The organism is Streptomyces millisiae (assembly GCF_031845425.1).
Lineage (GTDB): Bacteria > Actinomycetota > Actinomycetes > Streptomycetales > Streptomycetaceae > Streptomyces > Streptomyces millisiae.
The window spans coordinates 75,496-89,277 of record NZ_JAVREM010000001.1; the positions used below are offsets into that span (position 1 = coordinate 75,496).

A 13,782-nucleotide genomic window follows, 5' to 3' on the forward strand; every position below is an offset into this window, starting at 1 on the left:
GAAAACGTCCGCGTGAACTCCCCGCTCACCCCCGTGCCCACCAGCCTGGAAACCGCCGCGGCGCGGAATCTGGCGACCACGACCAAGACGCCGCCGCAGATGCAGGCCATCTCCTCCCGATGGCTGTTGAAGGTGCTGCCGTGGGTGCAGGTTTCCGGCGGCACCTTCCGGGTCAACCGGCGGCTGACCCACACGCTGGGAAACGGCCGGGTGGAATTCGTCTCCACCGGCGCCGAGGTCCGCGTCATCCCCGCCGAGCTCACCGAACTGCCCGCGCTCCGCGGCTTCGAGGACACCCGGGCGCTCACCGCGCTGGCCGACGCCTGCGTCCAGCGCGAGTACGCGCCGGGCGAGGTGATCGCCGACCACGGCGGTCAGGTGACCGAGGTGCTGCTGATCGCCCACGGCAAGGTCCGCCGGGTCGCCCCCGGCGCCTACGACGCCGAGGCCGGCCTCGGCGTGCTCGCCGACGGCGACCACGCCGGCGCCGAGGCGCTCGCCGCGGAGCCCGGCACCTGGCCCACCACGCTGCGTGCCATCACCCGCTGCACCGTGCTCGCCCTGCCCCTGGCCGAGGTCCGTGCCCTCGCCGACCGTCACCCCGAGCTCCGCGGCCACCTGGACGGCTTCGCGGCCAGGCCGGCGCCGCCGACGAACCGGCGTGGCGAGGCGGACATCGCGCTGGCCTCCGGGCACGTGGGGGAGCCGGTGCTGCCCGGCACGTTCGTGGACTACGAGCTCACCCCCCGCGAGTACGAGTTGAGCGTGGCGCAGACCGTGCTGCGGGTGCACTCCCGGGTGGCCGACCTGTACCACGAGCCGATGAACCAGGTCGAGGAGCAACTGCGGCTCACCATCCAGGCGTTGCGGGAGCGGCAGGAGCACGAGCTGGTCAACAACCGCGAGTTCGGCCTGCTGCACAACGTCGACCTGAGCCAGCGGATCCACACCAGGAGCGGCCCGCCCACCCCCGACGACCTGGACGAGCTGATCTCCCGCCGGCGCAAGACCCAGTACCTGCTCGCCCATCCCCGCACCATCGCCGCCATCGGCCGCGAGTGCACCGCCCGCGGCGTCTACCCGGGCCAGGTGGATCTCGACGGCACGGCGCTCAGGTCGTGGCGCGGCATCCCCATCCTCCCCTGCAACAAGATCCCGGTGACCGCCGCCGGCACCAGCTCCGTCCTCGCGCTGCGCACCGGCCAGGAGAACCAGGGCGTGGTCGGGCTCCACCAGACCGGCATCCCCGAGGAGTACGAGCCCAGCCTCAACGTCAGGTTCATGGGCATCAACGACCAGGCGGTGATCTCCTACCTGGTCAGCGCCTACTTCTCGGTGGCCGTCCTGGTGCCGGACGCCCTCGGGATCCTGGAGGACGTCGAGATCTGACGTTCTTCGCGCTCCTCGCGCCCCGCGCGCCTAGTGACCCGTCCCCGGCTCCGCCCAGTAGCCCGGGGACGGGTACTGGTGCTGCTGTTGCTGGTTGGGGTACGGGTGCTGCTGCCCCTGCTGCTGGTACTGCCCCGGCATCTGGCGGGGCGCCGCGGGCCGCGGCGCCGCAGGCCGCATCTGCTGCGGGACCGGCGCCTGCGGCATGCCCGGTGCCTGGTAGGGCCTAGGCGTGGCGGCCTGCTGCGGGAAGTACGGCGCGGGGGCCTGCGGGGCCGGCGCCGACAACTGCGGCCTGGCCGGGGCCGCCTGGTACCCGGGGTAGCCGCCGGCCGCCTGCGGGTGCGGCTGGGCGTGCGTGGGCGACGGGGCGGACGGTAGGGCGGGCAGGGCCGGCAGTGCGGGCTGGGCGGCCGCCGACGGGTAGCCGAGCGGTTCGTAGGCGGCGGGCACGCGGATCGGCGCGATCTGCGGGGTTCCGCGCTCGGCCACCAGCCTGTCGTAGATGGGGGTGTCAGGGAACGACGGTGAGGAGTAGCCACCGCCGTAGGGGCGCGGGGAGGTCATACTCCATAAGTTAAGCCCACCATGTGGTCGTTGGGGAGACCGATTAGAGGGTCTTTTCATGGCCTTGGGGCTTCCTCCGGCGCTCAATCCGAAGGAATACCGGAAAAAACGTCGATGGGCGTTCAGATGATGTTGTGTCCAGGGGTCGCCCAGGGGGTTAGCGGGACCGGGATGGCATAGTGGACGGTGTCCGCAGAACAGGTGGCGTGACGACGGCCACCCTACGGAGGAATCCACGATGCTCAAAGGTGCGAACGTGCCCGTGCCCGCCCGATCGGTCCGTGTGGAGATCGGCTGGAACTCCTCCGCCGGAGTCCCCGACGTGGACGCGTCGGCGCTGCTCCTGGCGGATGGCAGGGTCCGTTCGGACGACGACTTCGTGTTCTACAACCAGCCCCGGCACACCTCGGGCGCGGTCCGCCACGAGGGCAAGCAGCCGCAGGGCGGCACGGTGATCGACCGGCTCGCCGTCGACCTGACCGCGGTGGAGCCCGAGATCGAGAAGGTCACCGTGGCCGCCTCCGCGGACGGTGGCACCTTCGGGCAGGTCCCCGGGCTGCATGTGCGGGTGCTGGACGCGGACAACGGCACCGAGATCGCGCGCTTCGACAGCCAGGACGCGAGCACCGAGACCGCCTTCGTGCTCGGCGAGCTCTACCGCCGCCAGGGCGCCTGGAAGTTCCGCGCCGTGGGCCAGGGCTACGACAGCGGCCTCGCCGGCCTCGCCACCGACTTCGGCATCTCCGTGGACGACGAGCCGGCGCCGGCCGCCGCGCCCGTCCCGCCCCAGGCGGCGCCGCAGCCGCCGGCCCCCGCCGCGCCCCAGGCGCCGGCGCCGCCGTCGCCCTACGGCGGGCAGCAGCCCGCGGCCCCGCCGGCCGCCCCGATGCCGTCCTCCCCGTACGGCGCGCCCTCGCCCTACGGAAACCAGCCGCCGGCCGCGCCGCCCGCGCCCATGCCGCCGTCCCCCTACGGCGCGCCGGCCCCCGCCGCGCCCCAGGCGCCGATGCCGCCGTCGCCCTACGGCGGGCAGCAGCCCGCGGCCCCGCCGGCCGCGCCGTTCCCGCCGCAGGCCCAGCCCGCGCCCGCGCCGGCCGGCGGTGGCATCAACCTGAGCAAGGTCACCCTCACCAAGGCGGCCCCCTCCATCTCACTGGCCAAGCAGGGCGCCACCTCGGGCCGGATGCTGGTCAACCTCAACTGGCAGGAGCGCGGCCAGCAGAACGTGGGCTGGCGCGAGCGGATCAGCAAGGCCATGGGCGGCGGCCTCGACCTCGACCTGTGCGCCCTGTTCGAGCTCAGCGACGGCCGCAAGGGCGTCGTCCAGGCCCTGGGCAACGCGTTCGGCTCGCTGCACCAGCCGCCCTACATCCACCTCGACGGCGACGACCGCACCGGCGCCGTCGCCACCGGCGAGAACCTGACCATCAACCTCGACCACGCCCAGGAGCTGCGGCGCGTGGTGCTCTTCGTGACCGTGTACTCCGGGGCCGCCAGCTTCCAGGGCATCTCCGCCCTCGTCACCCTCACTCCCGAGCGCGGCGCGCCGATCGACTTCACGCTCGACGAGTGCACCGTCCCGTCGCCGGTCTGCGTGCTCGCCGAGCTCACCAACCAGGGCGGCGAGCTGATCGTCCGGCGCGAGGCCCGCTACCTGGTGCCCGAGCGCGGGGTCAGCCCTCAGCGCACCGTCGACCACGCGTACGGCTTCGGCATGCAGTGGACCCCGGGGCGCAAGTGAGACACCCGCGCATCGCGCTGGTCGACTCGGGCATCGGCCTGCTCGCCGCCGCGGCCGCCGTCCGGCGGCTGCGGCCCGACGCCTCGCTGGTGATCTCCAACGACCCGGAGGGCATGCCCTGGGGGCCGCGCACCCCGGCGGACATCACGGCGCGCACCCTGGCCCTGGCCAGGGCCGCGGTCACCACGCCGCCCGACGCCCTGATCGTCGCCTGCAACACCGCGACCGTGAGCGCGCTGCCCCAGCTGCGCGCCGAGCTGGAGCCGGCGGTGCCGGTGGTCGGCACCGTGCCCGCGGTCAAGCCGGCGGCGGCCGCCGGCCGGCCGCTCGCGGTCTGGGCCACCCAGGCCGCGACCGAGAGCGCCTACCAGCGTGACCTGCTCGACCGGTACGCCGCGGGGCTGCCGGCCGTGGGAGTGCCCTGCCACGGCCTGGCCGACGCCGTGGAGCGCGCCGACGAGGAGGCCGTCGAGGCCGCCGTCCGGGCCGCCGCGGCGCTGACGCCGCCCGAGACCCGCACGGTGGTGCTCGGCTGCACCCACTACGAGCTGGTCGCCGACCGGATCCGCCGGCACGTCGCCGCCGTCACCGGGGCCGAGGTCACCCTGATCGGCTCGGCGGACGCCGTGGCCGCTCAGGCGCTGCGCCGCGCGGGTCTCGCCCCGCACCCGACCGCGGCGCCCGGCGGCACGCTGGAGGTGTTCGCCAGCACCCGCCCCGCCGCCCTGCCGGAGGTGGCCCTGGCCTATCCGGAGGGGCGCCTGGTCGCGGCCATGGCCGGCACGCCGGCGTCCGCGTCCCTGGGGCCCGCGTCCTAGGCTCGTGCCATGACGACTCCCGGATTCATCCGTGACCTGCGCACCCGTATCGGCCACGAGCTGCTCTTCCTCCCCGGCGTCACCGCCGTCGTCCTCGACGACCAGGGCCGGGTGCTGCTCGGCCGGCGCGCCGACGACGGCGGCTGGGCCCTGGTCAGCGGCATCCCGGAGCCGGGTGAGCAACCCGCCGAGGCGGCGGTCCGCGAGGTGCACGAGGAGACCGCGGTGCGCTGCGTGGCCGAGCGGGTCCTGCTGGTGCAGACCCTGGACCCGATCCGGTACGACAACGGCGACTGCTGCCAGTACATGGACGTGACGCTGTTGTGCCGCGCGGTGGGCGGCGAGGCCCGGGTCAACGACGAGGAGTCCCTGGAGGTCGGCTGGTTCAGCCCGGACGCGCTGCCGCCGCTGCGCGAGGCCGCGCTGACCCGGATCAAGCTGGCCCTCTCCGAGGCCCCCACCTGGTTCGAGCCGGCGCCCGTGCCGCCGGCCGGGGACGGAGAGGGCTGAGGGGCCCTCAGGTCTTCCTGAAGGTGTACGCCTCGCCGGCGGCCGCCGCCACCGCCGCCAGGTCGCCGCCGGCCGAGGCCGTCACCAGCGCCGCCACCGCGCCCTCCACGAACGGCGCGTCCACCAGCCGGGTGTCGGGCGGCAGCTCCTCGTCCTCCGCCAGCATCGCCTGCACCGTCAGCACCGCGCTGCCCAGGTCCGCGAGCACCGCCACGCCCGCCCCCCGGTCCACCCGGCTCGCCGCCTCGGCGATCAGCTCGGAACTCGTCCCGAAGCCGCCGTCGCGCCGCCCGCCGGCCGCCGCCGTCGGCGCGAGCTCGCCGCCGCCGGCCAGGCCGGCCGCCAGCCGCGCCACCGACTCCGCCACCTCGGCGCTGTGCGAGACGAGCACGATGCCCACCAGGGGCCGCTCCTCGGTCATTCAGGCCTCCTCGCCCGCCGCGGCGGTCTCGGCCAGCGCGACGACCAGCAGCGCCGAGGACGCCGCGCCCGGGTCGAGGTGGCCCATGCTCCGCTCGCCCAGGTAGCTGGCCCGCCCCTTGCGGGCCCGGAGCGGCACGGTCGCCTTCGCGCCCTCCTCGGCCGCCTGTCGGGCCGCGGCGTAGTCGGGCAGCACGGCGACCGCCGGCAGTAGCGCGTCCAGCATGGTCTTGTCGCCGGCCGCCGCGCCGCCCAGCCGGGCCACCGAGTCCACACCGGCGCGCAGCGCCTCGGCGAGCCGCTCGTCCGCCACCGTCTGTTCGTCCCCGAGCGCCTTGCCCGCGCCGCGCAGCAGCGTGCCGTACAACGGGCCGGAGGCGCCGCCGACCGTGGAGATCAGCGTCCGCCCCGCGACGAGCAGGGTGTGGCCCGGGTCCGGCGGCGGTTCCTCGGTCAGCGCGGCGACGACCGCCGTGAAGCCGCGCCGCATGTTGCTGCCGTGGTCGGCGTCGCCGATGGCCGAGTCGAGCTCGGTCAGTCGACTCGCGTCCCGGGTGATGGCCTCGGCCGCCGCGCCGAGCCAGCGCCGGATGAACTCCGCGTCCCGTCGCGCCACTCGTGCTCCTCCCACCGCTCGCTCCACGATCGTGTCCGGCTCAACGACCCCAGCGCAGCCCCGGCGTGCTCACCGGGGCGTCCCACAGTCGCAGCAGTTCCTCGTCCACCTGGCAGAGCGTCACCGAGCAGCCCGCCATGTCGAGCGAGGTCACGTAGTTGCCGACGAGGGTACGCGCCACCGACACCCGGCGCTCGGCGAGCGCCCGCTGCACCTCGGCGTTGAACCCGTACAGCTCCAGCAGGGGAGTGGCGCCCATCCCGTTGACCAGCGCCAGCACGGGCCCGGTCGGCTGCCGGTCGGTCAGCAGCGCGTCGACCGTGACGTCCGCGATCTCGGCCGAGGTCATGACGGGCCGCCGCTCGCGCCCCGGCTCGCCGTGGATGCCGATGCCGAGTTCGAGTTCGGCCGCCGGCAGGTCGAAGGTCGGGCTGCCCTTGGCGGGAGTGGTGGGGGCACCGAGCGCCACCCCGAAGCTGCGCGAGGACTCGGCGGCCTGCCGGGCGACGGCCGCCACCCGGTCCAGCGGGGCGCCGGCCTCGGCGGCCGCGCCGGCCAGCTTCTCCACGAAGAGCGTTCCGCCGGTGCCGCGCCGACCCGCCGTGTAGAGGCTGTCGGTGACCGCCACGTCGTCCTCGACCAGCACCCTGGCCACCTCGACGCCCTCGTCCTCGGCCAGCTCGGCCGCCATGTCGAAGTTGAGCACGTCGCCCGTGTAGTTCTTGACCACGAACAGCACGCCCGCGCCGCCGTCGACGGCGGTCACCGCCCGCAGCATCTGGTCGGGGACGGGCGAGGTGAACACCTCGCCGGGACAGGCGGCGTCCAGCATGCCGGGACCGACGAAGCCGCCGTGCAGCGGCTCGTGCCCCGAGCCGCCGCCCGACACCAGACCGACCTTGCCGGCCACCGGGGCGTCGCGTCGCGTGATCACCCGGCGCTCGACGTCGACCGCCAGTTCGGGGTGCGCGGCCGCCATTCCCCGCAGCGCGTCGCCGACGACCCGCTCGGGCCCATTGATCAGCATCCTCACCGGGTGTCCTCCCTGGCTGAAGCCCACGGCTGTCGTGGGGGCCAGCGTACGGACCCGCGCCCGATGTCGGCAGGCTTTGCGCGGCCGAACGGCGCGCGCCGGTCGGTGGGCCGGGACGCGGGCGGCGGTGCCCGAACGCCGGACGGGGCGTCAAACCTCGTGCAGACCTGGGTGGTTGGGCCGACGACCGGCTCGGGGGAGACTTGGCTCGTGACGTCACTTCCCCAGCAGAGCCGGCGCGACGGCGCGCCCGGGCACATGATCGTCTGCGGCGACGACGCGCTGGCCGCCAGGCTGGCCGCCGAGCTGCACGAGGTCTACCGGGAGCGGGTCACCCTGGTCGTCCCGCCGGCTCCGGGCGCCGACGGGGCGCCCGCCTCGCCCACGCCGGGCCGGGCCAGGGCCGCCACCCTGCTGCGCCGGGTGACCGCCGCCGTCACCCGCCCCGGGCCGGCGGCCCCCGACGACACCGGCGTCTTCGCGCGGCGCATCGACGACTCGAGCGGCGAGATCCGGCTGCCCGTCGAGGAGATGGCCGCGGCGGAGGCCAGCCAGGAGGTGCTGCGCCAGGCCGGCGTCGAGCAGGCCACGGCGCTGGCCCTGGTCTACGAGGACGACGAGGCCAACATCCGGGTCGCGCTCGCCGCCCGCCGCCTCAACCCCCGGCTGCGGCTGGTGATCCGGCTCTACAACCGGAAGCTCGGCGAACACCTGGCGCGCCTCCTCGACCAGGCCGCCGCGGTCGCCCTGCCGGAGGCCGACCGGGCCACCGTCGACGCGGCCACCACCATCCTCTCGGACGCCGACACGGCGGCCCCGGCGCTCGCCGCCACCGCGGTCGCGGGCACCAGCAAGATCGTCGAGGCGGAGGGGCTGCTGCTGCGGGCCGTGGAGCGGCCGCCGCCGGGGCCCGGCCAGCTCGCCGACCCGGGGCTCTGCGTGCTGGCGCTGCTGTCCTCCACGACCAACGACCCCGCGGGCGCCGAGGGTTCGGACAGCAGCGGGCCCCGCGCCCCGCAACTGCTGCCCGACGAGGAGACGGTCGCCGCCGCCACCGGGCGCGGCACGATGGTGCTGGAGACCGTCGCGCACGCCGGCCCGCGGCCCGCGCGGCGGGTGGCGTCGGCCGCCCCGCTCGCGGAGATCTTCTCGCGCCGGCTGCGCTGGGCCGTGGCCGGCGTCGTGCTGGCCGTGTTGGGGCTGGCCGTCACGTCCCTGTTCACCACGCCGGACGATCCGGTGCACGCGACGTACCTGATCGTGCTCGACCTGTTCTCGATCAACGAGCCGGCCATCGGGGAGCCGGCGCCCCGGCAGGTGCTGCAACTGCTGTCCGGGCTCGTCGGCCTGGCGCTGCTGCCGATCCTGGTGGCGGGCGCGCTCGAGGCGCTGGGTGCCTTCCGGGGCAGCTCGGCGCTGCGCCGCCCGTCGCGTGCCCTGTCGGGACACGTGGTGCTGCTGGGCCTCGGCAAGATCGGCACCCGGGTGCTCGGCCGGCTCAAGGAACTGGACATCCCGGTGGTGTGCGTCGAGGAGGACCCCGAGGCGCGCGGGGTGCCGCTCGCCCGCCGGCTTCGGGTGCCCGTGGTGCTGGGTGACGTCACCCAGGAGGGCGTGCTGGAGGCCGCCAAGATCGAGCGGGCCGGCGCGCTGCTGGCGCTCACCAGCTCCGACACCACCAACCTGGAGGCCGCGCTCTACGCCCGCTCGCTCCGCCCCGACCTGCGGGTGGCGCTGCGGCTCTACGACGACGACTTCGCGTCCGCCGTCTACCGCACCCTGCGCGCCGCCCACCCCGGCGCCCTCACCAGGAGCCGCAGCGTCTCGTCGCTGGCCGCGCCCGCCTTCGCGGGCGCGATGATGGGCCGCCAGATCCTCGGCGCGATGCCGGTCGAGCGCCGGGTGCTGCTGTTCGCCGCCGTGGAGGTCGCCGGGCACGCGGAGTTCGAGGGGCGCACGGTGGCCGAGGCCAACCGCCCCGGCGCCTGGCGGGTGGTCGCGCTGGACACCAGCGCGCCGGCCGACCGGCACCCCGACCTGACGGCCCGCCCGGCGGACGCCGGTCGCGGGGACGGCGCCGGACTGCTGTGGGAGCTGCACCCGGGCTATGTGCTGCGCCCGGAGGACCGGGTGGTGCTGGCCGCCACCCGCCGCGGTCTTGCCGAGCTGCTTGGCCGGCTCCCGGCCGCTAGTCGGCCGCCCGGTGGCAGACGGCCAGGGTGTCGTACTCGCCGAGCGGCTGGTGCGTCACGGAGGCGAATCCGGCCGCCGCGGCGTGCCCGCGCAGCTCGTCCAGCGGGTAGCCGGAGCCACCCCTGGTCATCACCAGCATGGAGAGGCTGACCCGCAGGTTGTGGCGCTGGGTCTCGTCCCGCGCGCCGGTCAGCATCCGGTCGTAGACGAGCAGGACGCCGCCCGGGTTGACGCTCTCGAAGAGCGCGCGCAGCAGGAAGCCGCGCCGCTCGGCCGGCCAGTTGACCAGGGTGTGGCCGATGATGACCACGTCGGCCCCGGGCAGCGGGTCGGCGAAGAAGTCCCCGGCGTGGAAGGACATCCGCTCTCGCAGGCCGTGGGCGGCGGCCTGCTCGGCGCAGAGCGACGCCATCATCGGCAGGTCGAACACCTTTCCGGTCAGGTGTGGGTGGGCGCGCAGCACCCGGGTGAGGACGCCGCCCCGGCAGCCGCCCACGTCGAGCACCGTGCGGTGGCGGCCCCAGCCGTCGTAGGCGTCGATGAGCGGCCCGGCCAGGGAGTCGGTGATGAAGTCCATCTGGTTGGCGAACTGCCGCACGACGTCGAGGCGGTGCACCGTGTCGGTGAACTCGTCGGTGCCGTGCGGCTCGCCGGTGCGCAGCGAGTCGGTCAGCGCGAACAGGGCGGGGAACATGCGGCGGCGCAGCACGTCCCCGGTGTAGGCGGGGCGGCCGCGCACCAGGTAGGTGTCGGCCACCCGGGAGTTGCGGTAGCGGTCCTGCTCGCGCTCCAGCATGCCGGTGTGCACGAGCAGGTCGAGCCAGTCCGCCATGCCGCGACCGTGCAGGCCGAGCGCCGTGCGCAGGGACTCCAGGTCGGCCGGGCCGGCGGCCAGGGTGGTGAACAGGTCGAGGTCGAGGGCGGTGAGCAGGGCCTGGGCGTCGCAGAGGGAGTTGGCCTGGGCGATGAAGTCGGCTGTGGTGCTGGGGGTGGGGTGGGCGGCGGCTTCGGCGATCACGGACGAGGTCGTCACGCAGACTCCTTGGCTGTCGAGTGGCGGGGCCGCTCCGCCTATTAGGGAAAAATCCCGAGTCGGTGTCAATAACGCACCATCGGCGACGAAAAGGATGATTCCCCGATGAATCGGGTGATCCGATGATGCGCTGAGCGGTCATCCTCCGTGCTCTGAGGGATTGTCAGTGGTCGCCGCCATGCTGTTCCCAAGATCGACGCGCCGGGGGAGAACCCGCGTCGATCCTCACACGCATGGGCGATGGCGCGGGCGCGCCGGGCGGGAGACCGATGGTCGTGGACATCGAGGTCGAGGACGTGGCGACGGCCGCGTGGGAGCGTGGCAGCACGGTCCGGGTGGTGGAGCCCGTCCGGCCGCGCAAGCTGGCGAAGGTGCCCTTCGTCGAGCTGGCCGAGGGGCGGCTGCAGGGGGTGGTGTCCAGCGGCTCCGACCTGGCGCGGGTCTATGTCTCGTCGATCGCCGCCCGCACCCACGGCTTCAGCTGCGGGACCAACAACAACCGCCCGTGCGGCGGCCTCGGCCAGCGGCCGTGCAAGCACCTGCGGGCGCTGGTCGACGAGGCGGTGCTGCAGTACGGGCTCGAGCGCGTCGCCCGCTACCTGCACGCCGAGGTCGGCCCCGACGGCGACCTGCTCGCCGGTCTCGACGGCGGCCGGGAGTCCGGCGCCACGGCCGCCGTCTTCAGCCGCTTCCTGCGCCACCTGGCCTACCTGGAGCTGCCCGACCACCCGGCGCCGCTCCCCGAGCTGCACTGGTTCCCGGCCGTCGAGGCGGTGCGCTGATGCTGGGAGCCCAGTTGGCCGCGCTGCACGCCGCGGGTACACCGGGGGCGGCGGCCGCCCTCGACCTGGTGGCCGGCCTCGACGCCGCCCTCGGCGAGGGGCTGGCCCGCCTCGGCGGCGAGCACGCCACCGCGCTCACCGACCTGGCCGCCGCCCTCGCCGGCAGCCCGCTCGGCCCCGCGGTCGCCGAGGCGGTCGAGAAGATCGCCGCCGGATCCGTGACGGACGAGCACCTGGCGGCCCTGGCGGGCGCCCGTACCGCGCTGTTCGGCGCCCTGCACGACGCCGACCTGGCCGCGCTCGACGCGGCGCTCGGCCGCACCAGGGCCGAGTGGCCGGAGCCGGCGGGCGGCACGCCGGCCCCGGCCGCGGGACCGCTCGCCGGCTGCCGCTCGTGGCTGCGCGAGCTGGCCATCGCCGGCTGGCGCGGCGTCGGCCACGACCTGGTCGCCGCCGTGGACCAGACCGTCGAGGCGCTGCTCGCCGACCCCGCACAGCGTCGCCTCGCCGTGCTGCTCGACGGCCTTGCCGCCGAGCTGCGTGCCGCCTCCCCGGTGGCCGCCATGGCGCGGCTGCCCCTCAGGCGCTGGGCGGACCTGTGGGCTCGCGCCCTGCTGCTCGCCCGGGCGACCGAGTCGTCCGCCGCCGGCGCCGAGCCGGTCTCCGGCCGGCTGCTGATCCTCGGCGCCGACGTGCACGAGCACGGCACGGTCGTCCAGGTCCAGGCGCACGCCGTCCTGGAGCCCGCCGCCGGCGGCCCGCCGCGCCTGGTCCGCGCCGCGGTCAGCGCGGGCAAGGTCGACACCATCACGGGACCCGCCGTCTGGCGGCTGCTGCACCGGCACCCGGCGCTGCTCGCCGCGCTCGCCGAGCGCCGGGCCCTGGAGATCTCCGAGCTCCCGCTGCTGCCCGGCGGCGACCTGGTCTGGGACGACGCCCGGGCGACCGTGGGCGAGCCGACCGACCCGTTCGCCACCGCCCGGGTGTCGCTGCCCCTGGCCGTGGCCCCGCCGACGCCGCCCCTGGAGCGCCACCCGGTGCGGATCGCCGAGCCCGTACTGGTCGAGGGCTACACCTCGGACGGCGGCACGCTGGAGCTCGACGGCACCACGCTCCCGCTCGACGTGCGCCGGCTGCCGGCGTGCGGGCCGCTCACGCCGCGGCTCGTGGCGGCCTCCTCGGCCTGCCTCGGACTGCTGCGCAGGGACGGCGACCGCTGGCTGCTCCAGCCGCTCGCGCTCCAGGCCACGGTCAGGCGCGCCCCCGTCGAGGCACACAGCGGCGCCTGGGCGCTCGGCGTCACGGACCCCAAGATCGCCAAGGCGGAGACGCGGGCCGGCGACCCGGTCGCCGTGCTGCGCGAGCGAGCGGGGCGGTTGCTGCGGAAATGACCGACGTCAACGGCGCACAGCCGTATCCGAACCGCCGCCAGGTCCTCTACTGGCGGCTGCTGTCCCGCCTCTTCGACCACGAGGAGCAGCCCGCCCTCGAGTCCGCGAGCGTGGCCGTCGTCGACGATCTCGGGCTGCCGCCCGCGCTCCTCGACCCGGCCGTCTCGGTGGACAACCTGGTGCAGCGCTTCCCCGAGCTGGCCGGCGCCTTCCAGGACCTCGCGGACCACTCCACGGAGAGCGCCGACGAGGACCCGCGCGAGCAGGCGCGGCGTGCGGCGCTGGTCTCCAAGCTGCTGCTCAACGCGTTCGCCACCGGCGGCGGCCCGGTGACGGCCGGGCAGCTCGCCGACTGGCAGCGGGACGCCGGCTGGTGCCGGCGCGCGCTGGGCACCGAGGGTGGCGGGGAGCTGGCCGCCACCCTGGCCGGCGTCGAGGGCGAGCTGGTCTCCCGCATGCGGCTGCGCGAGGTGCTCGCCGACTCGGCGCTCGCCGGCCGGCTCACCCCCAGCATGTCGCTGATCGAGCAGCTGCTGCGCGACAAGGACAACCTCTCCGGCGTGGCGCTGGCCAACGCCAAGGCGCTGATCCGCTCCTACGTCGACCAGGTCGCCGAGGTCCTGCGCACCCAGGTCCAGAAGACCAGCGCGGGCACCCTCGACCGGTCCGTGCCGCCCAAGCGGGTGTTCCGCAACCTCGACATCGACCGCACCATCTGGAAGAACCTCACCAACTGGAGCCCGGAGGACCGGCGGCTCTACGTGGACCGGCTGTTCTACCGGCACACCGCCCGGCGCACCACGCCGGCCCGGCTGATCGTGGTGGTCGACCAGTCGGGGTCGATGGTCGACGCGATGGTCAACTGCACCATCCTCGCCTCGATCTTCGCCGGCCTCCCCAAGGTCGACGTCCACCTCGTCGCCTACGACACCCGCGCCCTCGACCTCACCCCCTGGGTGCGCGACCCGTTCGAGACCTTGCTGCGCACCACCCTGGGCGGCGGCACCGACGGCACCGTCGCGATGGCCAGGGTCCGGCCCAAGATCGCCGACCCGCGCGACACCGCGCTGGTGTGGATCTCCGACTTCTACGACAACCAGGCGCTGATGACCGACTTCGAGTCCCTGCACCGGTCGGGCGTCAGGGTCATCCCGGTCGGCTCGGTCAACAGCTCGGGCGGCGCCAGCGTGAACCCGTGGTTCCGGCAGCGCCTCAAGGACCTGGGCACGCCGGTGATCTCGGGCCACATCCGCAAGCTCGTGTTCGAGCTCAAGAACTTCCTCGCCTGA

12 protein-coding genes and 1 pseudogene are annotated in these 13,782 nt (G+C 75.1%); 8 read left to right on the forward strand and 5 right to left on the reverse strand.

The window, feature by feature from the left end; genetic code table 11:
• Positions 1-12 precede the first annotated feature (12 nt).
• Entirely contained in the window at positions 13-1,389 is a 1,377-nt protein-coding gene (locus RNC47_RS00340; RefSeq protein ID WP_311594515.1) for a family 2B encapsulin nanocompartment shell protein, read from the forward strand.
• 30 nt (positions 1,390-1,419) lie between these two features.
• Here RNC47_RS00340 and RNC47_RS00345 read toward each other — a convergent pair whose 3' ends face one another.
• Positions 1,420-1,956 carry a DUF6643 family protein gene (locus tag RNC47_RS00345; protein ID WP_311594516.1) on the reverse strand — a complete coding sequence of 179 codons (537 nt, stop codon included), beginning with the start codon at positions 1,954-1,956 and terminating at the stop codon, positions 1,420-1,422.
• A gap of 238 nt (positions 1,957-2,194) precedes the next feature.
• Between RNC47_RS00345 and RNC47_RS00350 the strand changes: the two genes are divergently transcribed.
• Genes RNC47_RS00350 through RNC47_RS00360 form a run of 3 tightly spaced genes read left to right on the forward strand, consistent with a single transcriptional unit; the run spans position 2,195 to position 5,025 of the window.
• Positions 2,195-3,697, forward strand: a complete 1,503-nt coding sequence (locus RNC47_RS00350; RefSeq protein ID WP_311594517.1) for a TerD family protein — start codon at positions 2,195-2,197, stop codon at positions 3,695-3,697.
• Positions 3,694-4,515: a glutamate racemase gene (locus RNC47_RS00355; RefSeq protein ID WP_311594518.1), complete on the forward strand. Its 822-nt coding sequence runs from the start codon at positions 3,694-3,696 to the stop codon at positions 4,513-4,515. Before RNC47_RS00350 ends, RNC47_RS00355 begins: the two co-directional genes overlap by 4 nt.
• Before the next feature lie 9 nt (positions 4,516-4,524).
• Positions 4,525-5,025, forward strand: a complete 501-nt coding sequence (locus RNC47_RS00360; RefSeq protein WP_311594519.1) for an NUDIX hydrolase — start codon at positions 4,525-4,527, stop codon at positions 5,023-5,025.
• Positions 5,026-5,032: 7 nt separating this feature from the next.
• On the opposite strand, the gene RNC47_RS00365 is transcribed toward RNC47_RS00360, so the two are convergent.
• From RNC47_RS00365 to dhaK, 3 genes are read right to left on the reverse strand one after another with little or no spacing between them, the layout of a single operon-like run.
• Positions 5,033-5,446: a PTS-dependent dihydroxyacetone kinase phosphotransferase subunit DhaM gene (locus RNC47_RS00365; RefSeq protein ID WP_311594520.1), complete on the reverse strand. Its 414-nt coding sequence runs from the start codon at positions 5,444-5,446 to the stop codon at positions 5,033-5,035.
• Positions 5,447-6,061, reverse strand: coding sequence for a dihydroxyacetone kinase subunit DhaL (gene dhaL, locus RNC47_RS00370; protein WP_311594521.1), 615 nt, complete (start codon positions 6,059-6,061; stop codon positions 5,447-5,449).
• Between the two features lie 40 nt (positions 6,062-6,101).
• Positions 6,102-7,094: a dihydroxyacetone kinase subunit DhaK gene (dhaK, locus tag RNC47_RS00375; RefSeq protein ID WP_311594522.1), complete on the reverse strand. Its 993-nt coding sequence runs from the start codon at positions 7,092-7,094 to the stop codon at positions 6,102-6,104.
• Between the two features lie 258 nt (positions 7,095-7,352).
• Between dhaK and RNC47_RS00380 the strand changes: the two genes are divergently transcribed.
• A complete protein-coding gene (locus tag RNC47_RS00380) occupies positions 7,353-9,437 on the forward strand; it encodes an NAD-binding protein (RefSeq protein ID WP_311594920.1) in 2,085 nt (694 codons plus the stop codon).
• Here RNC47_RS00380 and RNC47_RS00385 read toward each other — a convergent pair.
• Positions 9,412-10,320, reverse strand: a pseudogene (locus tag RNC47_RS00385) (methyltransferase); the annotation flags it as partial. The gene RNC47_RS00380 and the pseudogene RNC47_RS00385 overlap by 26 nt on opposite strands.
• A 269-nt stretch (positions 10,321-10,589) precedes the next feature.
• On the opposite strand from RNC47_RS00385, the gene RNC47_RS00390 reads away from it, so the two are divergent.
• From RNC47_RS00390 to RNC47_RS00400, 3 genes are read left to right on the forward strand one after another with little or no spacing between them, the layout of a single operon-like run.
• The gene (locus RNC47_RS00390; protein ID WP_311594922.1) at positions 10,590-11,102 is read left to right on the forward strand and encodes a hypothetical protein; all 513 of its coding nucleotides are present in this window, start codon (positions 10,590-10,592) and stop codon (positions 11,100-11,102) included.
• Entirely contained in the window at positions 11,102-12,493 is a 1,392-nt protein-coding gene (locus tag RNC47_RS00395; RefSeq protein WP_311594523.1) for a hypothetical protein, read from the forward strand. The genes RNC47_RS00390 and RNC47_RS00395 overlap by 1 nt, the downstream gene beginning before the upstream one ends.
• Positions 12,490-13,782, forward strand: coding sequence for a VWA domain-containing protein (locus RNC47_RS00400; RefSeq protein WP_311594524.1), 1,293 nt, complete (start codon positions 12,490-12,492; stop codon positions 13,780-13,782). The genes RNC47_RS00395 and RNC47_RS00400 overlap by 4 nt, the downstream gene beginning before the upstream one ends.